The sequence below is a fragment of the Streptomyces sp. NPDC050504 genome (genome assembly GCF_044458065.1).
GTDB lineage: Bacteria > Actinomycetota > Actinomycetes > Streptomycetales > Streptomycetaceae > Streptomyces.
This window is the reverse complement of sequence record NZ_JBITHO010000018.1, coordinates 1-21,961: the sequence shown is the minus strand read 5'-3', so window position 1 is coordinate 21,961 and position 21,961 is coordinate 1. Positions and strand designations below refer to the sequence as shown.

Genomic DNA, 21,961 nt, shown 5'->3' with positions numbered 1-21,961 from the left:
TGATCGCTCAGCGTCGTTTTGAGCCTGCCGCGCCGACCGCTCGCGTCCCAGGGGCGACCGGCCCCGGAGGGAGGAGCGACCGGTGCCTGGCATGAGGGCCGAGTGGCTCCGCCCCGCGGTTCACCTGCTGTCGCTCCCTTCGGTCTCCTCCAGCGCGGCCCGCCCCGCCTCCAGCCGCGCCACCGGCACCCGGAACGGCGAGCAGGAGACGTAGTCCAGTCCGGCGGTGTGGAAGAAGTGCACCGAGTCGGGGTCGCCGCCGTGCTCACCGCACACCCCGATCTTGAGGTCCGGGCGGGTGGCGCGGCCCTCGGTGACCGCGATATCCACCAGTCGGCCGACCCCCTCGCGGTCGAGCGCCTCAAAGGGGGACGTGGAGAAGACGCCCTTGTCCAGATAGGCGGAGAAGAACTCCGCCTCGACGTCGTCTCGGGAGAAGCCCCAGGTCGTCTGGGTCAGGTCATTGGTGCCGAAGGAGAAGAACTCGGCTTCCTCGGCGATCCGGCCCGCCGTCAGGGCGGCCCTGGGCAACTCGATCATGGTGCCGACCGGGCAGTCGAGGACGACTCCGGCCGCCCGTGAGATCTCGGCCAGCACTCGCTGGACCTCCGCGCGCACGAGGCGTAGTTCACGGACGTCACCGACGAGCGGGACCATGATCTCAGCTTGGGGTGCGCCACCGGCCAACAGGCGTTCGGTCACGGCCTCCCCGATCGCCCGGACTTGCATGGTGACCAGGCCGGGCACGACCAGCCCCAGGCGTACGCCGCGCAGCCCGAGCATCGGGTTCTCCTCATGCATGTGGTTCACCGCGCTGAGCAGTTCGACGTCGTGCGCGTCCGGCTCCTCGCCACGGGCCTGAGCGGTGGCGATCCGCACCGCCAGTTCGGTGTGGTCGGGCAGAAATTCGTGCAGTGGCGGGTCCAGCAGCCGGATGGTGACCGGCAGACCGTCCATGGCCTCCAGGATGCCGACGAAATCCCGCCGCTGCAGCGGCAGGAGGTCCGCCAGTGCCCGGTCGCGCTCGGCGTCAGTGCCGGCCAGGATCATCTGCTCGACCAGTTTGCGGCGTTCACCGAGGAACATGTGCTCGGTGCGGCACAGGCCGATGCCCTGCGCTCCGAACCGGCGGGCCCGGACGGCGTCCTGCGGTGTGTCGGCGTTGGCCCGCACCTCCAGCCGCCGTACGGTGTCGGCGCGGGCCAGCGCCTGGGCCACCCCGTCGACCACGTCCATGCCCTGCGGGTCGCCGCCCCGGCCGTCTTCCAGGTACCGGATGACCTCCGAGTCCACCAGCGGCACCGAACCTGCGTACACCGCTCCGGTGGAGCCGTCCACCGAGACGACGGTGCTCTCCTCGACCACGGTGCCGTCCGCGGCGGTGAAGCGCCGGGTCTCGGTGTCCACGATGAGCTCCTCGGCGCCGCACACGCAGACTTTGCCCATGCCGCGGGCGACGACGGCCGCGTGGCTGGTCTTGCCGCCCCGGCTGGTGAGGACTGCCTGGGCGGCGATCATGCCGGGCAGGTCGTCCGGGGTGGTCTCCTGGCGGACCAGGATCACTTTCTCGCCTGCCGCGGCGCGGCGCACCGCCTGGGCGGAGTCGAAGACCACGGTCCCGACCGCCGCGCCGGGAGAGGCGGGGATGCCGTGGGCGAGTGCGGTACCGGTGGCGGAGGCGTCGAAGCGCGGGAACATGAGCCGTGCCAGGCCCTCGCCGCTCACCCGGGCCAGTGCCTCGTCCGGGGTGATGAGTCCTTCGTCGGCCAGCGCGGCGGCGAGAACGAAGGCTGCCTCGGCGGTGCGCTTGCCGACGCGGGTCTGGAGCATCCACAGGGTGCCGCGTTCGATGGTGAACTCGATATCGCACAGATCCCGGTAGTGGCGTTCCAGCGTGCGCATGTGTGTGCACAGCTCGTCGTAGGACGTCGCGTCCAGGCGCTTCAGCTCGGCCAGCGGCACGGTGTTGCGGATGCCGGCGACGACGTCCTCGCCCTGAGCGTCGGGCAGATAGTCGCCGTACAGGCCGGAGAGGCCGGTGGCCGGGTCGCGGGTGAAGGCGACTCCGCTGCCGGAGTCGGCCCCGAGGTTGCCGAAGACCATGCGCTGCACGTTGACGGCTGTGCCCAAGCCATCGGCGATGTGCTCGCGGCGCCGGTACAGGCGGGCGCGTTCGCCGTTCCAGGAATCGAAGACAGCCAAGACCGCCCGGCGCAGTTGCTCGGTGGGGGACTGGGGGAAGTGGTCGCCTGTCTCCAGGTGGATCAGGTTCTTGTACGTCTCGACCAGCTCGGCCAGGTCGGATGCCGTCAGGTGCACGTCGTCCTGGACGTCGCGCTGGTCTTTGAGGAGGGCGAGGGACCGTTCGAAGCGGGAGGAGTCGACGCCCATGACCGTGCTGCCGAACATCTGGACGAGGCGGCGGTAGGAGTCCCAGGCGAAGCGCTCACTGCCGGAGACCATGGCCAGCCCCAGGACGGAGTCGTCGTTGAGGCCGATGTCGAGGATCGTCTCCATCATGCCGGGCATGGAGAACTTCGCGCCGGAGCGGACGGACAGCAGCAGCGGGTCGTCCGGCTGCCCCAACGAACGGCCGGCGGAGGCTTCGAGGACCGATAGGTGTGCGGAGACCTCCTCCCACAGGCCCGCAGGTTCGCTGCCGGTCTCCAGGAAGGCGCGGCACGCCTCGGTGGTGAGGGTGAATCCCGGCGGTACGGGGAGCCCGAGCCGGGTCATCTCCGCCAGGTTCGATCCCTTGCCGCCGAGGAGATCGGCCATGTTACGGCCGCCCTCGGTGAAGTCGTACACGTAACGGACCATGACGCTGCGCTCCTCAAGCATTGGGACGTGATGTTTCCAGCGTCGGACGGGGACGGGCCCGACGTGAGGTGCCGGTTGTCCCGCGTGGGGGACCGGTCGGCCCCCGATGAGCCCTTGTCGTTTCGGAGGGACCATCGACGCCTTGGCGGGGCTGTACGGCCTGTGGACCACCGGCGCGGCCGGGCCGAGGCTCGAAGCCATCGGAATTCGACGGCCAGGGAGGGGACACGTCATGCCGCACGACATCGTGGTGGGGATCGACGGATCGACCGAAGGACTCGCCGCCGCGCACTGGGCGGCCCAGGAAGCTCAGCGGCGCGGAACGGGACTCCGCGTGGTCCACGTCTGGCACCCCCACCCCGCGCTGTACGTCCCCCTGGACAGCGCTGAGCGCGACTGGGCCGAGCAGCTCCTGGGCGAGGTGGTCCGCAGTGTCCGGGCTGCCCACCCGGGGCTACGGGTCACCGACGGACTTGTGTGCGACGCCACGGTGGCCGGCCTGCTCAAGGCCGCGGCCGACGCCGACCTGCTGGTCCTCGGTTCCTGTGGCCTCGGACCTCTGGGCGGCTTCCTCACGGGCTCCGTGTCCCAGCGAGTCGTCGGCCGGTCCACTCGCCCGGTCGTCCTGGTCCGCGCGGGACGGTCCGCCGCCGACGAGCACCTGCCGGCCACGGACGGCGTCGCCCCGGAAGAGATACCGAAGACGCCCTACCGCCACGTGGTCCTGGGGCTGCAGACTGACCGTCCTTGCGACGAACTGATCGAGTTCGCCTTCGACGCCGCCCGCCGTCGTGGCACCGGGCTGTCAGTGGTCCATGCCTTTCGGACCGCTTTCCGGCCAGCCACCGGTCCGTCCGTTCCCCTGGTGTCCGTAGCCCCGGAAGGCTCGACTCCCGTTCCCCGGCCGCAGGCTCAGGCGCTGGCGGACCAGGAGAGCACCGTGGCGGGGGTGCTGCTTCCCTGGCGGGAGAAGTACCCGACCGTCCGCGTGACCGAGACGGTCGCCGAGGGGCGCGCCGCGGAGGTTCTGGTGCGGGCCGCTCAGGACGCGGGCCTCCTGGTGATGGGCCGCCGCAGGGTCGATCACCAGGTCGGTGTTTTCACGGGGCCGGTCACGCATGCTGTCCTGCACCACGCCGGATGTCCCGTCGCTGTGGTTCCGCACGACTGACACCACTGCGGCTGGTCGGGGCAGGAGTCCTGGCCGGTGTCTTGTCCGGCACTCCTCGCCGCGGATCCGTACGGCGACAGCGGCAGTGACAAGACCGTACGAGGAGAGGACCCGTGACGGCCACGACGGTGACAGTCGGCGCCCGGACCGCCGATGCCTGGCGGCAGTTCGCCGGGAGCGGGTGGCGTGAGCCGATCGACGTGCGCGACTTCATCCAGGCCAACTGCACGCCCTACGAGGGCGACGCCCCCTTTCTGGCCGGCCCCACGGACCGCACCCGCGCTGTCTGGGAGAAGGCCGGCGCACTGTTCCCGGAGGAGCGGCGCAGGGGGGTGCTCGACGTGGACGCCGCCACCCCCTCCACCTTCACCTCGCACGTTTCCGGCTACATCGACCGCGACCGCGAGCTGATCGTCGGCCTGCAGACCGACGCCCCGCCGCGGTGGACGACCATGCCCAAGGGCGGCCTGCGCATGGTGGAGAACGGACTGAAGGCGTACGGCTACGAGCCCGACCGGCTGGGCAAGTGCGTGTGGGTCAGGTACGTCCTGATACTCGACTGGACCGACGACGAGGACGCCGTCGACGGGCCCGCCGGATTCCTCTGCGGCCTCGCCTGTCTGGAGCGGGTCGGCATCCTGCCGTTCCACAAGCTCGGCGCCGCGCGAAGTACGAAGCCCTGGCGTCCCCTTCCCTCTGCGGGACGCCCCCGTTTCAGACGGGGAGCTGGCGGACCGGGTACGGGGCCAGTTCCCCGAGCGCAGCCTCACGGCCCATTGACACAGGCGAAATCGGGGCCGACCGGCCCTGGACCCCGGCCATCTCGGGAAGAAAGGATTCCGACTCAGGCTGAGGTATCGCGAGGAGCATTCGATGGCGTACAGCGAGCAGGGCGACAGTACGGGAAGCCCGATCAGGGTCTTCCTCCTGGACGACCACGAAGTGGTACGACGCGGGGTGCACGACCTGCTGGACGACGAACCGGACATCACCGTGGTCGGAGAAGCCGCGACGGTGGAACAGGCGCTGGTCCGGGTCCCCGCCCTGCGCCCCGACGTGGCCGTTCTAGATGTGCGTCTGCCCGACGGGGACGGGGTGACCGTCTGCCGTGAGCTGCGGTCGCAGATGCCGGACCTGGCCTGCCTGATGCTGACCTCCTTCGACGACGAGGAGGCGCTGGTGGACTCGATCATGGCGGGGGCGGCCGGATACGTCCTCAAGCAGATAGTGGGCTCGGACCTGGTCTCGGCCGTGCGCACGGTGGCCCGCGGCCAGTCGCTGCTGGACGCCAGCGCCACGACCAAGCTGATGGCACGGCTGCGGGACGGCGGGCAGCAGTCGGCCGAGGAGCAGGAGATGCTGCCGGGTCTCACCGACCGGGAACGCGAGATCCTCGAACTGATCGGCGAAGGGCTCACCAACCGGCAGATCGGCCAGCGGCTCTATCTGGCCGAGAAGACGGTCAAGAACCACATCTCGCGGCTGCTCGCCAAGCTGGGCGTGGAACGCCGTATCCAGGCTGCCGTCATCGCCACCCAGGCACGGGACCGGATGCGCGCCGAAGACAAGTAGCCGAAGACAAGTAGCGGGACGGACCTGCCGGTTGGCCGCGCGCCCTGTCCGCTCTCGGGGCCGAAGGTCCCCGCCATCCACGCCCGCCCGGCCCATACCCGCACGGACTCCCGGGCGGCAGGCTGAGAGCGGTCCCGGAATACCGCCGGGCATCGCCGCGCCAAGGGGAGGACGGAAGATATGACCGTGCGAGTGGGTATCAACGGCTTCGGCCGAATCGGCCGGAACTACCTGCGTTGCGTTCTGGAGCGCACCGGTGCCTCGGCAGCGCCGCTGGAGGTGGTGGCGGTCAATGACGTCACCTCCCCGGCGGCGCTAGCGCACCTGCTGACGTACGACTCGACGTACGGCCGACTGACCCTCCCCGTCGATCACAACGAGACCTCACTGACCGTGGATGGACGCCGCATCGCGGTGACCGCCGAGCGTGACCCGGCCGCGCTGGACTGGGGCGGCCTCGGCGTGGACGTGGTGATCGAGTCCACCGGCCGCTTCCGCACCCGCGACCAGGCCGGCCTGCACCTTGCTGCTGGCGCACGCAAAGTACTCCTGTCCGTTCCTGGCAAGGACGTAGACACCACGATCGTCATGGGGGTCAACGAAGGCACGTACGATCCGGAGAATCACCACGTGATCTCCAACGCCTCGTGCACCACCAACTGCGTGGCCCCCATGGTCAAGGTCCTCAACGACCACTTCGGCGTCGCCAAGGGCCTGATGACCACGATCCACGGCTACACCAACGACCAGGTGGTCCTGGACGGACCTCACAAGGACCTGCGCCGGGCCCGCTCGGCGGCGGTCAACATCATCCCCACCACCACCGGTGCCGCCCGCGCCGTCGGCCTGGTCCTGCCCGAGCTCGCGGGCACGCTGGACGGCAGTGCCGTACGCGTTCCGGTCGAGGACGGCTCGCTGACCGACCTGACCGTGGTCCTCAAGCGGGCGGTGAGCGCCGAGGAGATCAACGCCGCTTACCGCGAGGCCGCCGAGGGACCGCTGAAGGACGTCCTGAGGGTGTCCGACGCTCCGATCGTCTCCCGAGACGTGGTCGGCGACCCCGCCTCCTGCGTCCTGGACGCCCCTCTCACCCAGACCCACGGCGATCTGGTCAAGGTCTTCGGCTGGTACGACAACGAGTGGGGCTACACGAACCGACTTCTCGACCTCACCTCGTACGTCGCGGCCCGCCTGTCACGGGGCTGACGGTTCCGGCCAGTCGGCCACGCGTCCGCGCTGATGCCATATTGTCTCCCTGTTCGAGCCGCTACCGTGGCAAGTGCACGGTAAGGCTGCCCAAAGGCGGTGAGGCGTTGGGGGAGCAGCAGTGGAGAACGCCGAGGAGGCCCGCGAGGCACGGGTACGGCTGCCGCAACTGCGGCTGGACGAGCTGCTGGAGGAGCTGCAGGCCCGGCTGGACGCGGCGCGCGGCACCCGGGACCGGGTTCACAGCCTGCTGGAGGCTGTGCTCTCTGTCGGCCGCGAGCTGGACCTGGAACAGGTGCTGCGCAGCATCCTGGAGGCCGCGGCGGCGCTGGTCGACGCGGAATACGCGGCACTGGGGGTAATCGGCCCGGACGGCAAGCGGCTTTCGGCCTTCCACACCGTGGGTGTTGACGCCGAGCAGATCGACCGCATCGGCCCCTACCCGGAGGGCCATGGCATCTTGGGCGAGCTGATCCGCCACCCCAAGTCACTGCGCCTGACCAAGCTCTCCGACCATCCTTCTTCCTACGGGTTCCCGGCCCACCACCCGCCGATGAACACCTTCCTCGGTGTGCCGATCCGTGTCCGCGACCGCGTCTTCGGCAACCTGTACCTGACGGAGAAGCGCGGTGGGCAGCAGTTCGACGAGGACGACGAGTCGGTGCTGGCGACGCTGGCCGTGGCGGCGGGCGTCGCGATCGACAACGCCCGTCTCTACGAGGAGTCCCGGCTGCGCGAACGCTGGCTCCAGGTGAACGCCGAGATCACCCACACGCTGATGTCCGGCGCGGACCAGGGCGGGGTGCTGCCGCTGATCGCCGAACGTGCCAGGGAGATCACTGCTTCCGCCCTGAGCGTGGTGGCCATGCCGGTGAGCGGAACCGACACCCTCGCCGTCGAACTCGCCATCGGCCAGGCGGCCGACGCGTGGCGCGGGATCGTACTGCCCACGGAGGGAACGCTCATGGGGCAGGCGTTCGTCCGGCGGGCACCGGTCAGCAGCCCGGACGTCTCGTGCGACTCCCGGGTCTCGGCCGGTCCGCCACGGTTCGAAGGGCTCGGACCGGCCGTCGCCGTGCCGATCGGCACGGGCGACGAGGCCCGCGGTGTGGTGCTGCTGGTCCGGCAGTCCGGCGGCCGGGAGTTCTCCGAGAAGGAGAGCGAGCCGCTCCAGGTCTTCGCCGCCCAGGCCGCCGTCGCGATGGAGCTGGCGGAACGACGCGCGGACGCCGAACAGATCGTCCTGCTGGAGGACCGCGACCGAATCGCCCGTGACCTGCACGACCTGGCGATCCAACGGCTTTTCGCCACCGGAATGACCCTGCAGAGCGCCGGTCGACGGGTCCAGGACTCCATGGCCTCCGAGCGGATCCTGCGGGCGGTGGACGACCTCGACGAGACCATCAAGATCATCAGGTCGACGATCTTCGGTCTGCGCTCCCGCGACGGCGACGCGGCCCCGGGACTGCGCTCCCGCGCGGTGCGGGCGATCAGCGAGGCCGCTCTGCTGTTGGGCTTCGCTCCCAGCATCCGTATGGAGGGCCTGCTCGACACGCATGTGCCCACCCAGATCGCCGACCACGTCATGGCCGTCCTCAACGAATCCCTGACCAATGTCGCCCGGCACGCCGGTGCCGACCGCACCGACGTCGTGCTGGAGACGGACGGCAAGCAGGTCCGCCTGACGGTCACGGACAACGGCGTGGGCATCCCCGTCGGAGGCCGCCGCAGCGGTCTGACCAACATGGTCGCGCGAGCGCAGAAGCTCGGTGGCGACCTGGAGCTGGAAAGTCCAGGTGGCAAGGGGACGCGGCTGATGTGGCACGCGCCGCTGGCGCAGGCCCCGGACACGGCGGAGAGCTGAATGAGCCCATGGGCGCGATAGTGCGGGTCGAAGCCGTCATCGTCTGCGGAACGGACCTGCACAGCCTGAAAGGCGAAGCGCCCGAGGTCGGGGCGGGGACGGTCCTCGGCCACGAGTGGGTCGGGGACGTCGTAGAGACGGGCCGGGACGTCCGTTCGGTGTGACCCGGGGATCAGGTACTGATCTCCTGCGCCAGCGACTGTGGGCGGTGCCGGCACTGCGGGGAGGCACGTGAGGGAAGTGCCGGCCGGACCGAAGGGCTCGCTTCGGGCGCCGTTTTCGATGCGATGGGTGTTCCCGAGACGTTTGAGATGTGCACCCGCATGGTGCGGCCCGGAGGACGCGTTCCCAACGTCGGCGTACTCGGCAAGCCCGTGAGCCTGCACCTGAAAACCTCTGAATCAAGAACGTCACCATCAGCACGGGTTTGGTGGACACCCGCTCCACGCCCATGCCGGTGCAGATGGCGGCCTTCGGCTGCCTCCCCGCCGTCGGGCTGGTGACCCGCACCTTCCCACTCGACCGCATGGAGGAGGCGCTCAACGTCGTCGTCGCCGACGCCGCCGACACCGGCGGACATGTCGCAGGGCGGGCACAACGGGAGGAGGGCCGTCCTGCGGCAGATCAGGGACTGATGGCCCTCGCCGCTGGCCGTTCACTCAGTGAAGGATTGGGGGTCCGCGCATCGGACGACACACGGAAAGACAACCGGCTGATGTACCGCAACGACGGATTTCGCGAACTGAACCGGCAGGAGAGCATGAGTCGGCTGGCCACGGCGGTGGTGGGCCGCATCGTGCACACACGCGAAGCCCTGCCCGCCGTCCTGCCGGTCAATTTCCTCCTGGAGGAGGACGGTGCCGTGCTGTTGCGCACGTCGGCCTCTTCGGAACTGGTCCGTGCCATCGACGGCGCCGTGGTCGCCTTCGAAGCCGACGAGGTCGACGCTGTCGCGCACAGCGGCTGGAGCGTCGTCGTCACCGGCCCGGCCTTGGTGGTGACCGACCCTGACGAACACGCGGAGCTGGTCCGCGTAGGCCCCCGGTCGTGGGTGCCCTGGCCCGTGGAAGTCTTCGTGCGCATCGAGCCGGAGCTGGTCACCGGCCGGGAGCTGGTCGGCGGGCGCAGCCTTTACGGTATGGACCTGCCGCCGTCGGCTTCGGCACGGACGTCGGAACCACCGTCGACGAAGGAATGCTGACGCTGCGGGCCGAGCCCTCTCTGCGGGCGTGCCAGTCCGCCTGACCCACTGCATGGCCGGTCTGCGGATCGAACTCGACATCTGCGACTTGGCGGTAGGTCCGGTTGCCGGCGAGGCGAGAGGGCGGCGACGGCGTGCCAAGGAGATGTTCCCGGCAGGCAAGGGGACCCTGAGGCAGAGGAAGCGTTTGGAGGCGGTCCGCTTCCGGAGGACGTCAGCCCGGACAGGGATGGTCCTGCTTCCGGTGTTCCGGACGATCAGCGGCGTGCGATCGACGTCCCCGACGCCGTGACCGGAAAGGCGTTGGCGCGCGCGTGACCGTCCCGGGCCCTTATTCCGTGGGGCCGGCGTACGGCCCCCACCCCACCACCGCCAGCAAGTCCCTGCCACCCGGTTCGGGCAGGATCCTCGTGACGGGCCGGAAGCCCAGGTGACGCATAGCGATGCGCATGGTGCAGACGGCCGCGCCGCAGCTGATCGGCATCTGCGGCCCGTCCGGGTCGGTGATCGCCAACTGCCGTGTCGTATCGGCGTAGAGCCCCACTTCCTCGCCCCGGCTCACGAAACGCCAAGGCTGGGTGTTGTGGACCGACGGTGCACTGGCGGCCGCGCGGACCAGATAAGAGGCCGTACGGCCGACCGGTGTCTCTTTACCTGCCCGACACATTGTTCTTCAGCCCCTGTTCCCCTTCCGTACGGCGATGCGGACCTGATCGGTACAGCACCGTTCAGGCGAGCGCCCGCCGCCTCACTGCCGAACCTCACCCTCCGGCCGTCGTTCGGACAGGGGCCGCCCGGCCTCGGCGAGGGCCGATCGGCCCCTCCACGGCGCGGGCCCGTAGCTCCACCGTGGAGGTAACGGAAGGAGGTGCCATGAACTGGCCCACCGCTGTGGTGATCATTGCCGCGCTCTTCGCGCTCGCGGCCGTCATCAGTTCCTTCATCGCCGCCCGCACGAAGAAGTAGCAGCCCGAACCGTGCTGCCGAGATGGCCACTTGGTCGTTTCGCCGCGACGAATCGAATCGGAGGCGCCTCCCATGCCCCTTCCTGTCTGCGCGGGGGTGGACGGCAGCGCGGCCAGCATCGCCGCTGCTGCCTGGGCCGCCCGGGAAGCCGAACTGCGCGAGGCGACACTGGACCTGGTCGCCGCCTGGCACTGGCCCGCGGGGGTCCTCTCTCCCGACATCCCCGACGCGGAGACGCGGGAGCACTGGGCCCGCCGCTCCCTCCAACTGGCCGTCGACCGGCTACACCGCCATCATCCCCACTTGGAGATACGCACGCTCCTGCTGCCCGAACCGCCGCGCGAGGCACTGCTGAGAACCGCGCGACGCTCTCAGCTGCTGGCTCTGGGATCCCGGGGAATCGGTAGTTCCGGCCCGATCGCGGTGGCCTCCACCGGCATGCAAGCAGCCGTGCGCACCCGGATACCGGTAGTGGTGACGCCGCCTCCGAGCGGCATGACGCCCCGTGCCGGTGAGCCCGTCCTCCTCGCCGTGGACACCGCGGAGGAACCGGACGAGGTGATTGCTTTCGCCTTCGAGGAGGCAGCGGCACGCCAGGTGCCGCTGAGGGTGCTTTGCGCCTGGCCGCCCCCGCCCGAGCAGTCCTATCCGGCTCTGTCCCATCCCCGCGCCCAGGCCGCGCGGCAGGAGCGTGCGCACGCGAGTTTGGCGGAGGTCCTGGTGCCCTGGCGGCTGAAGTGGGCCGGTGTCCGCGTGGAGCAGATGTGCCCGTGCGACAGCCCGGTGAGCGCCGTCGCGCGTGCGGCCACCGGAGTGTGTCTGGCGGTGCTGGGGCGGCCGATGCCCACGGGGCCCCGGGCCACCCGTCTGGGGCCGGTGGCCCTCCGTACGCTCCACACGGCGCCCTGCCCCGTAGCCCTGGTCCCGTACGCCTGCTCGGCGGGACCCGCACGACGGGAAGCCTCACGGCCGAGCGGGGGGCGCTGCTCCGGCACCGTGTGACGACGGGACCCGTGCGGGGCTACGGAAAGGGGGCGCAGATGGTTCGAGTGATGCGAATTCCGTTGGAAGACGGGCAGTTCCTGGTCGCCGAGGTGGATCAGGACGACGTTCCCGAGGAGCCGGTGGTTCTCGCGTCGCCCAGGCCGGAGCGTTCGATGGCGCAGGCATCGCGGACCCTGGAATCGGGGCTGTACGGCCTCCGGCCCGCTCTGGTCGGCCTCGCGGAAGCGCTTCGCGTGCTCGCGCCGCAGACGGTGTCCATCGAGTTCGGCCTCAAACTCGGGGGTGAGACCGGGGTGATTCTCGCCAAGGGGACGGCGGAGGTGCACTTCACCGTGCATGCCCAATGGGCTCCCGCTCCGTGCGCCGAAGAACCGTCCGAGGCGTGATGGACGGCTCGGGTGCCACTGCCGTCGTCCGGTTCCGCGCACCGGACGGCGGCGTCGTCGGGCACGGCGTCCTGGTGGACGAGGTGCACGTCGTCACCTGCGCGCACGTCGTGAACGCGGCCCTGGGCCGCTCACTGCACACCGCCGAGAGTGCCATCGGAGAAGTGCTGCGGCTGGAGTTTCCGCTGCTCGCCAAGTTCATGGCGCTGCCTCCCGAGCGGCGGGCCAGAGTCGACGCGTGGCAGGGCCCCGGCACCGTGTTCGACGGCCTAGACGTGGCCGGGCTCACCCTGGTGGGAGAGCCGAGGCCGGTCGGGGCGGTCTCCGTCCCCCTTGCCGACCAGGAGCGTTCGGAAGGTGACGTGCTCTTGTTCGGACCGGTCGAAGGCCGTCCCGGAGGCTGGGCCACCGCCTGGTTGCGTCCTCTCGTCACGCGGTACCGGCAGCAGATCGACCAGCGCGGCCGGGGAGCACACGTCGCCCAGCCCCGCTACAGCGGCACACCGGTCCTCGACCCGAAGGCCGAGCGGCTCCTGGGCATCCTGGTGGCCGTCGCGACCGCGCGCGACGACCCGACGGTCTACTCGATCCCGGTCAGCGGCCTGGTGGCGGCGTGGCCCGCCGCCCTCGCTCCGCTGCCGGCCTCGCCGTACAAGGGGCTTCGGGCGTTCGGCAGCGATGACGCGCACCTCTTTTTTGGGCGGGACACCGTGACCGACGGCCTGACTGCCGCCGTGGAGGCCGGAGGGCTGGTGCCGGTCGTCGGCGTCTCGGGGGCGGGGAAGTCATCTCTGGTCCACGCCGGTCTCGTCCCCCGGCTGATGGCGGGACGGACCGACTGGCGTTGCGTGTCGATACGGCCCCGCCCCACCTTGCGGACCGCACTGGCCGCGGGGTTCGCCCGCGCGGCGGGGGCCTGCGTACCCGTGCCCCTGCCCGAGCTGGACGCCTGGCTCTCGCACCTGGACTTGACCGGTCTCACCTCGGCGGGCGAGCGGGTGCTGGCCGCCACCGGCGCCGAACGGCTTCTTCTCGTCATCGACCAGTTCGAGGAGGCCGTCGACGACGCGCTGGCCACGCACGAGGTGCTGCGGCAGCTCACCGAACTGGCAAGCCGCACAGGGACGTCGACCGTCGTGGTGCTGACACTCAGGGAGGACGCGTTCGGACGGCTCTTCGCGCGCAGCGGCCCGTTCGGGGAAGCCCTGCGGCGCACGGCCCAGGCCCTGCGCGGCATGTCGGCCGACGAGCTCGCCGAGGTGATCGTGCGGCCTGCCGGGCTGCACGGGATCCGCGTGCACGAGCGGCTGGTAAGCCGACTGGCATCGCTCGTCGATGGCCGCCCCGGCGCGCTGCCCCTGCTGGAGTTCGCCCTGGACCGCATGTGGGCGACCCTGCGGCGCGGGCAGGACGTCCTGTCCTTCGAGGCGTACGCGGAGATCGGTGAACACCACGGCGCGCTGGCCGCTTACGCCGACGGCGTCCTCGCGGCGCTGTCTTCCGAGGAACGCTCTGTCGCACGGCAGTTGTTCCTCAACCGCTTGATCGCGCCGGACCGGCCGAACGCCAAACGCGTAGCCGTCCGTTCCGAGATGCTGCCCTCGGAGTGGGCCCTCGCCGTCCGATTGGCCAACGAAAGGCTGTTGACCACGGGTCGCGTCCAGAGCGAGGAGACGGTCGAGGTGGTGCACGAGGCGCTGCTGGGCGCCTGGGGCACGCTCGCCTCCTGGCTCAAGGAGGAGGAACCGTTCCGCAACTGGCGCCGGCTGCTCGCGTACACCATGCGCCGCCACCGAACGGAGAGCGAGCCGACGGCCCTGATATCGGGCCCGCTGCTGACCGATTCCGAACGCTGGCTGGAGGAACGCCCCTCCGACGTCACCGTCGCCGAGCGCCGCTTCATCTCCGTCAGCCGTGAGCGGCAGGACCGGGAGGAACGCAGGTACCGGACCTTGTTCGAAGCCTCGTTGGCCCGCTCCCTCACCACGGCGGCCCAGCGGGTCGAGGATCCCCTCATCTCCCTGCTGCTCGCGGTGGAGGCCCTGGAGCGGTCGGCGGAGCCGGCCGTTGACCGGCTGGTCCGCTCGTGCCTGCGGCGCACGGGGGCGAGTGAACTCGTGCAGGTGCCGGTCCCGGGCTACGAGGACGCTCTGCGCAGAGCGGGCAACCGTGTCCGGCTGCGCGAATGGGCGGCTGGACACCCGGGAGCCGGACGCGACTGGAGGCTGGGCGGCGAGGGCGCGGGAGTGCTCGTCGGAGAAAGCGGATCGGTCCGTGTCGTGTGGCCGAGGGAGGACGGGGAGAGGGACGTTCCGCTTGCCGCGCCGGCGGTGATCGCGGCCTGTACGGACGACGCGTCAGCGTTGTGCCTGGGCACGGAGGCGGGTGAGCTGCACTTCTACCAGATCACCGACTCCGTACGGGAGATGTGGCAGGTGGCCCTGCCGTGTCCCGCGACCTGTGTGGCCGTCGACGGCCGGGGCGGCAGGATCGCCGTGGGCTGCGACGACCGGGTCACGCGGGTGCTGTCCGCGCAACCGGACGGGCGGCAGACCATGGCGCTGCCGTCCCCGGGTTGCGCCGAGGACGTGGACTTCTCTCCCGACGGCCTGGCACTGGCGGTGCGGACCGGACGGGGCCGTGTCGTCGTGTGGGAGATCGCCTCGGGCGAGCAGCGCTGTGACGTCGACGTCCGCATGGGGGACATCGCTTTCAGCGCCGACAGCTCGCATCTGGTGACCCGCGGGCCGCGTACCGACGGTACGGACACGGTGCTGCGGCTGCCCCTGCACGCTTCCCGGCTGGCCGCGCTGGCCCGCGAGGTGGCGGGCCGTCGGCTCACCGACGGCGAGTGGCGTCAGTACGTGGGCATCCCCTTGCCCGTTGCTTAGGACGCCGCAGCACGAGCAGGCTGCGGTCGACGAGCCGCAGCCGCTCTCCCGCCCGAGCTGTCGTGCCCGGGGACCCTGGGTTCGGACGGGCTGTGTCGACCACCACGCTCCACGGCTCGTCCCGGCCGACGGGCACGACGAAGTCCACCGGCTCGGCGGAGGCGTTGAGCAGGAGCAGGAACGAGTCGTCGACGACTCGCTGTCCGCGCGTGTCCGGTTCGGTGATCGCGTGGCCGTTGAGGAAGACGGCCAGCGCCAGGACCGGCGCGGGGCCGGTCCTCGTGGTCGCGGTGCCCTCGGGCGTGAACCACGCGATGTCCGGCAGACGGTCCTGGACGCCCTCCACGGGGCGCCCGTGGAAGAATCGGCGACGACGGAAGACGGGGTGCTCCCTGCGCAGCCGCACCAGCGCGCGCACGAAGTCCAGCGTCTCCGCGCGCCGATCGTCGCGTCCTGCGGGCCAGTGCACCCACGACTGTTCGTTGTCCTGGCAGTAGGTGTTGTCGTTGCCGAGCTGAGTACGCTCGAACTCGTCTCCGTGGCTGAGCATCGGCACGCCCTGGGACAGCATCAGTGTGGCGATGAAGTTCCTCATCTGCCGCCTGCGGAGCTCCAGGACCACGGGATCGTCGGTTTCCCCCTCGACCCCGCAGTTCCACGACCGGTTGTGGTTCTCGCCGTCCTGGCCTCCCTGCCCGTTGGCCTCGTCGTGCGGGCCGTCGTACGCGACCAGGTCGTGCAGCGTGAAACCGTCGTGGCACGTCACGTAGTTGACCGACGCCAGGGGGCGGCGTCCGTCGTCCTGGTAGATCTGTGCCGACCCCGTCAGGCGGTCACTCAGAAGGGCCGGGTTCACCCCCTTTCCCCGCCACAGGTCCCGGACCGTGTCCCGGTACTCCGCGTTCCACTCCGTCCACAGCGGCGGGAAGTTGCCCACCTGGTAGCCGCCCTCGCCGACGTCCCAGGGCTCGGCGATCAGCTTCACCCGGCTCACCACCGGGTCCTGCTGCACCAGGTCGAAGAACGCCGACAGCCGGTCCACCTCGTGGAACTGCCGCGCCAGTGTAGCCGCGCGGACGAAGCGGAAGCCGTCCACGTGCATCTCGGCGACCCAGTACCGCAGGGAGTCCATGATCAACTGCAACACCTGCGGGGACCTCATCAGCAGGGCGTTCCCCCATCCGGTGGTGTCGGCGTAGTATCGCGGGTCCTCCGTCAGCCGGTAGTACGTCGCGTTGTCCAGCCCGCGGAAGGACAGGGTCGGGCCGAGGTGGTCGCTCTCGCCCGTGTGGGTGAAGGCGACGTCCAGGACGACCTCGATGCCGGCGCGGTGCAGGGCGCGCACCGCCGACTTGAACTCCTTCACCTGCTGGCCCCGGTCGCCCCAGGAGGCGTACGCGTTGTGCGGGGCGAAGAAGCCGATGGTGTTGTAGCCCCAGTAGTCTTTCAGGCCCGCCTCGACCAGTCGGCGCTCGTGCACGAACTGGTGTACAGGCATCAACTGCAGCGCGGTGACGCCGAGTTCCGAAAGATGCCGAGTGACCGCGGGATGCGCGAGGGCCGCGTAGGTGCCGCGCACCTCCTGCGGCAGGTCCGGGTGGAGCGCGGTCAGACCCTTCACGTGGGCCTCGTAGAGCACGGTGTGGTGGTAGGCGGTGCGCGGCGGTCGGTCGTCGCCCCAGTCGAAGTGCGGATCGACCACAACCGAAGTCATCGCGTACGGCGCGGAGTCCAGGTCGTTGCGGCGGTACCGGGAGAACCCCGTCCGATGGCCGAACAGCGCCTCGTTCCACTCCAACGATCCGGAGACGGCCTTGGCGTAGGGGTCCAGCAGCAGCTTGGCCGGGTTGCAGTACGTCCCCGCGAACGGGTCCCACGGCCCGAACGCCCGGAAACCGTACCGCTGGCCGGGCCGGATGCCCGGCAGGTAGCAATGCCGCACGAACGCGTCGCTCTCGCGCAGTTCCACCGCAGTTTCCGAGCCGTCGTCGTGCAGCAGGCACAGTTCGACCCGGTCGGCGGCCTCCGAGAAGACCGCGAAATTCGTCCCCGTGCCGTCGTACGTGGCACCCAGTGGATGCGCCTGCCCTGGCCAGACCTGCACGTGTCCCCCTCTCGTACCGGTGATCAGGTGCGGGACAGCGTGTCCGCGATGTCCGCCGCCCAGGTGTCGATGGCCGGCCAGTCGCGGAGGTCGCCGTAGCGGCACCCCATCAGCCGGAACAGCACGCGGCCCCGCAGCGGGAGGTGCTGCGGGGCGATCACGCCCGACAGCAGCCGGTGTTCCCGGTAGGACAGGGGGCCCGGCAGATCTCTGACGATGACGGGTTCCTCCGTGCCCGCCACGCGTTTCCACGGGCCCCGCAGGGCGCCGGGCATGCCCACGCTGAAGATCCACACGGGGCGGGCCGCGAGGAGGTCGTGGTGGGTCCGCAGGAACTCCTTCGCCGGGGCCAGCCACGCCTGTCCGTGCACGGCACTGCCCAGGACGAACGCCCGGTAAGCGTCCGCGTCGTCGACGGTCTCCAGGGACCGCGCCTCGGCGTTCAGCCCAGCGGCGCGGAGGCGGGAGCAGAGGCGCTGCGCGATCTCACGCGTCGATCCGTGGGCGGTGGCGTACCCCACGAGGACGTTCATGACGGAACCTCCCTCGTTCCAGAGCGTCGTGCGGAGCGGTGTGCTGCGTACGCGGTGTCGTCAGGCGTGCGGGACGAGCACAACCGGGCACTGCGCGTGGTGCACCAGGGCGTGGGCGACCGGTCCCAGGCGCGGGTACGGCGTTCCTGTGGTGCGGCGCGCGCCGACGACGACCAGGTCCGCGCTGCGGGAGGCGTCCACGAGCGCCCGGCGCGGGTCTCCTTCGGCGATCTCGCGGGCGAGCGCGACGTCGGGATGGGCGAACGCCGCGTCGCGGATCGCTTCGCCCAGCAGCCCGTACGCCCGGTGTCTGTGCCCTTCGCCCGTGGTGCGGGGCTGCACGGCGTACTTCTGGGCGGGGCAGCTCCAGGCGTGCACAACGGTCAGGACGCTGCCGCGCAGCTGCGCTTCCTGGAACGCGAGGGTCACGGGAGCGGTCCGCCCGGGACGATCGATGCCCAGCACCACGTTGTGGAAGGTCCCGGCCCGGTTCTTCTCCGGGCCGCGCACCACGGCCACCGGGGCCTGTGCGTGGGTGGCGACGGACAGGCTCACCGAGCCGAGCAGCCGTCCGGCAACCGCGCCGCGCCCCCGGCAACCGACCACGACGGCCACCGCCGTGCCGCTGCGGCGGCACAGCGCCGTCGCCGCCTGCTCGGCGGTCACCTCGCTGGTGACCCGCACCGAGCCGGTCCGGCGCAGGGCCCGCTCCATCGCTGTGGCGGCGGTGTTCTCGACGTGCGTCCGCCCGCCGGTCCGCACGGTCCGGAAGGACGCTCCGTACGGTGCGGACCGTCCCCAAGGAGTGGCACAGACGATCCGCAACGCCGTTCGGTGCAGTGCTGCCGAGTCCACGGCCCAGTCCAGCGCCTCCAGGCTCGACTCCGATCCGTCGACCCCCACGACCAGGGGGAACTCCACCGTGTCCACCCCGTCCACCCCCTATGTCGGCCGTCCGTACCGATCTCCCCCCACAGATGACGCTGCCACCGGACCATGTGCCCGGCCAGTGGCGGAACGGCCCTGGAACAAGGGCCGCTCGGCCCCGCCGTCCCCGGCCGGCGTACCGTCGGCTCCGGACCGGGACGGCCATCGGGTTCAGCTGTGCGGGACGATCGCGACGGGGCTGTGGGAGTGGTGGAGGACGGCATGGGCCACCGGTCCGATGCGGGGGCCGAGCGGGCCACGGCGCGGGCGGCGGCCCACGACGAGCAGGCCGGCCGAGCGGGACGCGTCGACCAGGTACTGGCTCGGGGAGCCGTACCGGGGCTCCTTGACGACGTCGACGTGCGGGAACTTCTCTCGCCAGGGGCGCAGGACCTCGGTGAGGGCGGCTGACTTGCTCCGGGCGAAGGAGCTGTCCGCCTCCAGGGCGGAGGACATTCCGTAGGCGTAGTACGCGGGAGGGCTCCAGGAGTGGACGGCCCGCACGCACGCGCCGTGACGGGCCGCCGCGGCGAACGCGAAGCCGATCAGCTCGTCGCTGTCGTGGTCGGTGTCGAGCCCGAGGACCACGGGACGCGGTGCTGCCGCCGTCTTGCCCTTGTCCGCGTGTTTGTCCGCAGCCTGCTCCACCGCCCGGACCAGCACCACGGGGCGCTCCACGTGCGCCACGACGGAGAGGCCGACCGAACCGGTCATGAACCCGCCGATCCCGCTGAGCCCGCGCGACCCGATGACCAGCAGCTCGGCCTCCCCTGCCTCGGCCAGCAGCGTCTCGGCGACCCTGACGGACTGCGGCTGCTCGATGCTCACATCCAGGCCGGGATGGCGCAGCCGCAGTCCGTCGGCCGCCTCCCGAGGGATCCTCTCCTTCCAGTGCTGGTGGGTTTCGGCACCGAGGAGCGGTGCCTGCGCCAGGGGACCAGGCGGGGGTTCCCAGACGTGGATCAGCTTCAGGGGCCTGCCGAGCAGCATCGCCTCCCGGGCCGCCCACTCGGCTGCCGCGCGGCTCTCGCGCGAACCATCGAAGCCGACCGTGACCGTACGCGTCATGTCCTGCACCTCCTGCAGTCCGACGCCCAACGTTCCGCGTGCCGCGCAGGACGGGTCCACCCGGCCGTCTCGGGGGTGGCGCTGGGCGCTCCTCTGCGTCAGCATCTCCTGTCGTGCTCGGCAGCGGGGAGGGTCGGTCGGCCTCGGAACCGGGGCCGTTCGGGCCCGCTTCGGAGCGGTTCGGCAGGTGATTTCCGGCTGACAGCGGAGGTGTGATGGAACCAAGAGGTCGCCGTCCCGAAGACCAGGATGGCGTTGCCCCTCACAGCGCCGGTCTGAGGAACGGGTGGCTTCTCGGCAGTGCCGGAACTGCCGAGGCCGCGGGCCGCCGCCGCGGGAGCACTGCGGCCCGTGCGCTCGAAACTCGCTGAAGCGGACGAGGGGGTGCTCGATCATGAGCGGGGCCGGGGCCGACAGCTCGGACAGGGACCGTCCTGCTCCCGGTCTGCCGGACTACCAACGGCGTGCCATCGACGCGATCGTCCACGCCGTGGCTGCCGGAGAGCACTGGCGTGTGGCCGTGTTGCTGGAACGCTTCGTCGTGGACGCCGACATGACAGCGCTGTACGCGCTGCGGGAGGCGCTGTCTCAAGCGGTGACCCGCCGCGACCGCCGTCGGGACTGACGTCTGCCGGTGCAGTAACCGGAAAGGCAGCGGTTCGCGCGTGAGCGTCTCGGCACGGGTTCCACTCTCTTTTCCCGGCTTCACGGCGAACCGGCCTTGTCGGCGCTCAGCTCGTACGGCCTGTTCGGCCATGCTCTGCGGTCCGCTCCGGCGCCGGGCCCCGTCCGGGGCGATGCCCATGTCGTCACCTACGACCACCAGCGTCAGTTTTCCTTCAGCCCCTGCAACCGGCCGCGTGTCCCGCGGATCGCCGCCGTCCGCGCCTGCAACTCCTCCAACGGCTCATCGAGCCGGAAGCCGGGCGCGGGGTCCGGTCTTCCCGCGTCCCCTGCTCGCCGTTCACCCTGGGCCATGGCCTTCCTCCGGCACGACGACCGCCGACACCTTCTTCCCGCCCGCCCACGTTGGTGAGCCACGCCGCCGGACGAAATGCGGGTTGCCGCCAATCTCCGCGCGTCCTGGGCGCCTTGAGGCCGGGGTAGCGGACCGAACGGCCCTCCTCGGGCCGCCCGAGGAGGGCCGTTCGGCACTGGTCCGGGCACTCGGCGCGGAGCATCGTGGAAGCACCACGGGGCGCACCGTCCGGGAGGCGGGCGCCCGGCAGGGACATCGTCAACAGGAGAACGTCATGGGCAATCTGCTGGAATGGCGTCCGTCGATGCTGCCCGACCTCATCGACTGGATGGAGTCCGGATTCGGCGTGCACCCTGCCGTGCGGAGCCCCTCGGGCCCCCACGGCGTGAGGATCGAGGAACACCTGGACGACAGTGCCTACACACTGCGCGCCGAACTCCCCGGGCTCGATCCCGAGAAGGACATCGAGCTCACCTGCACCGGTGACCTGCTCACCCTGCGCGCCGAGCGTCGGGAGCAGACCGAAAGCCGGCACCGCACCGAATTCCGGTACGGCGTCCTGGCCCGCACCGTCCGCCTGCCCGCCGGAACCCGCTGGGACGAGGCTACCGCGACGTACCAGGACGGGGTCCTCGCCGTCACGGTCCCCGTCACCCGGAACGAGGAGACCACCCGCACCATCCCGGTCACTCGCCCTGCTTGACACCCGCACCGCCCTGCCACCGGTCCCGCCTTCTGCGGGCCCGGTGTCAGTCGTGCACGACCACTGCGACCGGGCAGACCGCACGGTGGATCAGCGAGTGGGCCGTGGGGCCTAGCCGGTGACGGCCGCCGGTGCTGCGGCCGATCGCCAGTAAACCCGCTGGGTCGACTTCCGTAACAGGTGGTGCGCCGCGCGGCTGTGGATCAGCTGCGCGGTGACCTTCGTGTCCGGGTACTTGTGGCGCCAGGGGTACAGGGCCGCGTCGAGCTGCCGTTCCTTGGCGGCTTCCAGGGCGCCGTACGCTCCGCTCAGCGTAGGCAGCAGCCAGGTGTGCACCACGTGCAGCGGGGCGTTCCTGGCGGTGGCCGCCTCGCAGGCGTGGCCGATGAGCCTGTGGCAGGGGTGCTCCGGGTCATGTGCGTCTCATTCTCGCTGCCGGAGTTCTTTCAGGTGTGGGGGACGACCGCGATCGGGCAGGGGGAGTGGTGCAGCACCGCGTGGTTGACCGGTCCGAGTTGCATGCCCAGGTGGCCCTTGCGGCGGCGGGCACCGACGACCAGCAGGT

The 21,961-nt window shown here is 70.7% G+C and carries 17 protein-coding genes and 2 pseudogenes; 12 read left to right on the top strand and 7 right to left on the bottom strand.

The annotated features are described in order from the left end of the window. Positions 1–120: 120 nt before the first annotated feature. The gene (gene ppdK / locus ACIBNE_RS39785) at positions 121–2,820 is read right to left on the bottom strand and encodes a pyruvate, phosphate dikinase (protein ID WP_399280744.1); all 2,700 of its coding nucleotides are present in this window, start codon (positions 2,818–2,820) and stop codon (positions 121–123) included. Positions 2,821–3,052: 232 nt separating this feature from the next. Between ppdK and ACIBNE_RS39780 the strand changes: the two genes are divergently transcribed. From ACIBNE_RS39780 to ACIBNE_RS39735, 10 genes and pseudogenes are all read left to right on the top strand, one after another. Further along, entirely contained in the window at positions 3,053–3,991 is a 939-nt protein-coding gene (locus ACIBNE_RS39780) for a universal stress protein (RefSeq protein ID WP_399280742.1), read from the top strand. Between the two features lie 113 nt (positions 3,992–4,104). Further along, a pseudogene (locus tag ACIBNE_RS39775) lies at positions 4,105–4,506 on the top strand (pyruvate formate lyase family protein); the annotation flags it as partial. Between the two features lie 358 nt (positions 4,507–4,864). Continuing rightward, on the top strand, positions 4,865–5,563 hold the full coding sequence (locus tag ACIBNE_RS39770) for a response regulator (protein ID WP_399280740.1): 699 nt from the start codon (positions 4,865–4,867) through the stop codon (positions 5,561–5,563). Positions 5,564–5,743: 180 nt separating this feature from the next. Beyond that, positions 5,744–6,769, top strand: coding sequence for a type I glyceraldehyde-3-phosphate dehydrogenase (gene gap, locus ACIBNE_RS39765; RefSeq protein ID WP_399280738.1), 1,026 nt, complete (start codon positions 5,744–5,746; stop codon positions 6,767–6,769). A 121-nt stretch (positions 6,770–6,890) separates the two neighbouring features. Then, on the top strand, positions 6,891–8,633 hold the full coding sequence (locus tag ACIBNE_RS39760) for a GAF domain-containing protein (protein WP_399280736.1): 1,743 nt from the start codon (positions 6,891–6,893) through the stop codon (positions 8,631–8,633). 8 nt (positions 8,634–8,641) lie between these two features. Continuing rightward, positions 8,642–9,207 (top strand): annotated as a pseudogene (locus tag ACIBNE_RS39755) (alcohol dehydrogenase catalytic domain-containing protein); the annotation flags it as partial. Between the two features lie 141 nt (positions 9,208–9,348). Then, entirely contained in the window at positions 9,349–9,834 is a 486-nt protein-coding gene (locus ACIBNE_RS39750) for a pyridoxamine 5'-phosphate oxidase family protein (protein WP_399280834.1), read from the top strand. Between the two features lie 1,038 nt (positions 9,835–10,872). Beyond that, positions 10,873–11,802 carry a universal stress protein gene (locus ACIBNE_RS39745; RefSeq protein WP_399280734.1) on the top strand — a complete coding sequence of 310 codons (930 nt, stop codon included), beginning with the start codon at positions 10,873–10,875 and terminating at the stop codon, positions 11,800–11,802. A 38-nt stretch (positions 11,803–11,840) separates the two neighbouring features. Then, entirely contained in the window at positions 11,841–12,191 is a 351-nt protein-coding gene (locus tag ACIBNE_RS39740) for a CU044_2847 family protein (protein ID WP_399280732.1), read from the top strand. Further along, the gene (locus ACIBNE_RS39735) at positions 12,191–15,082 is read left to right on the top strand and encodes a hypothetical protein (protein WP_399280832.1); all 2,892 of its coding nucleotides are present in this window, start codon (positions 12,191–12,193) and stop codon (positions 15,080–15,082) included. Before ACIBNE_RS39740 ends, ACIBNE_RS39735 begins: the two co-directional genes overlap by 1 nt. Here ACIBNE_RS39735 and glgX read toward each other — a convergent pair. The 4 genes from glgX to ACIBNE_RS39715 all read right to left on the bottom strand — a co-directional run bounded on the left by glgX (position 15,030) and on the right by ACIBNE_RS39715 (position 19,714). Next, positions 15,030–17,186, bottom strand: coding sequence for a glycogen debranching protein GlgX (glgX, locus tag ACIBNE_RS39730; RefSeq protein ID WP_399280730.1), 2,157 nt, complete (start codon positions 17,184–17,186; stop codon positions 15,030–15,032). The two genes, ACIBNE_RS39735 and glgX, sit on opposite strands and share 53 nt — an antisense overlap. Before the next feature lie 23 nt (positions 17,187–17,209). Next, a complete protein-coding gene (locus ACIBNE_RS39725) occupies positions 17,210–17,719 on the bottom strand; it encodes a flavodoxin domain-containing protein (protein ID WP_399280728.1) in 510 nt (169 codons plus the stop codon). Between the two features lie 60 nt (positions 17,720–17,779). Further along, positions 17,780–18,649, bottom strand: coding sequence for a universal stress protein (locus ACIBNE_RS39720; protein ID WP_399280726.1), 870 nt, complete (start codon positions 18,647–18,649; stop codon positions 17,780–17,782). Positions 18,650–18,817: 168 nt separating this feature from the next. Further along, entirely contained in the window at positions 18,818–19,714 is an 897-nt protein-coding gene (locus ACIBNE_RS39715) for a universal stress protein (RefSeq protein WP_399280724.1), read from the bottom strand. Positions 19,715–20,108: 394 nt separating this feature from the next. Between ACIBNE_RS39715 and ACIBNE_RS39710 the strand changes: the two genes are divergently transcribed. Beyond that, positions 20,109–20,339 carry a hypothetical protein gene (locus ACIBNE_RS39710; RefSeq protein WP_399280722.1) on the top strand — a complete coding sequence of 77 codons (231 nt, stop codon included), beginning with the start codon at positions 20,109–20,111 and terminating at the stop codon, positions 20,337–20,339. A gap of 628 nt (positions 20,340–20,967) precedes the next feature. Then, entirely contained in the window at positions 20,968–21,396 is a 429-nt protein-coding gene (locus ACIBNE_RS39705) for an Hsp20/alpha crystallin family protein (protein ID WP_399280720.1), read from the top strand. Positions 21,397–21,507: 111 nt separating this feature from the next. On the opposite strand, the gene ACIBNE_RS39700 is transcribed toward ACIBNE_RS39705, so the two are convergent. Both ACIBNE_RS39700 and ACIBNE_RS39695 read right to left on the bottom strand, forming a co-directional pair. Then, positions 21,508–21,735: a hypothetical protein gene (locus ACIBNE_RS39700; protein ID WP_399280719.1), complete on the bottom strand. Its 228-nt coding sequence runs from the start codon at positions 21,733–21,735 to the stop codon at positions 21,508–21,510. A 107-nt stretch (positions 21,736–21,842) separates the two neighbouring features. Then, on the bottom strand, positions 21,843–21,961 hold a 119-nt coding region (locus ACIBNE_RS39695; RefSeq protein WP_399280830.1), incomplete at its 5' end, for a universal stress protein.

Coding starts and splice junctions, on each gene's coding strand:
- ppdK (WP_399280744.1), bottom strand. CDS start 2,820: ATGGTCCGTTACGTGTACGACTTCACCGAGGGCGGCCGTAACATGGCC.
- ACIBNE_RS39780 (WP_399280742.1), top strand. CDS start 3,053: ATGCCGCACGACATCGTGGTGGGGATCGACGGATCGACCGAAGGACTC.
- ACIBNE_RS39770 (WP_399280740.1), top strand. CDS start 4,865: ATGGCGTACAGCGAGCAGGGCGACAGTACGGGAAGCCCGATCAGGGTC.
- gap (WP_399280738.1), top strand. CDS start 5,744: ATGACCGTGCGAGTGGGTATCAACGGCTTCGGCCGAATCGGCCGGAAC.
- ACIBNE_RS39750 (WP_399280834.1), top strand. CDS start 9,349: ATGTACCGCAACGACGGATTTCGCGAACTGAACCGGCAGGAGAGCATG.
- ACIBNE_RS39745 (WP_399280734.1), top strand. CDS start 10,873: ATGCCCCTTCCTGTCTGCGCGGGGGTGGACGGCAGCGCGGCCAGCATC.
- ACIBNE_RS39740 (WP_399280732.1), top strand. CDS start 11,841: ATGGTTCGAGTGATGCGAATTCCGTTGGAAGACGGGCAGTTCCTGGTC.
- ACIBNE_RS39735 (WP_399280832.1), top strand. CDS start 12,191: ATGGACGGCTCGGGTGCCACTGCCGTCGTCCGGTTCCGCGCACCGGAC.
- ACIBNE_RS39725 (WP_399280728.1), bottom strand. CDS start 17,719: ATGAACGTCCTCGTGGGGTACGCCACCGCCCACGGATCGACGCGTGAG.
- ACIBNE_RS39715 (WP_399280724.1), bottom strand. CDS start 19,714: ATGACGCGTACGGTCACGGTCGGCTTCGATGGTTCGCGCGAGAGCCGC.
- ACIBNE_RS39710 (WP_399280722.1), top strand. CDS start 20,109: ATGAGCGGGGCCGGGGCCGACAGCTCGGACAGGGACCGTCCTGCTCCC.
- ACIBNE_RS39705 (WP_399280720.1), top strand. CDS start 20,968: ATGGGCAATCTGCTGGAATGGCGTCCGTCGATGCTGCCCGACCTCATC.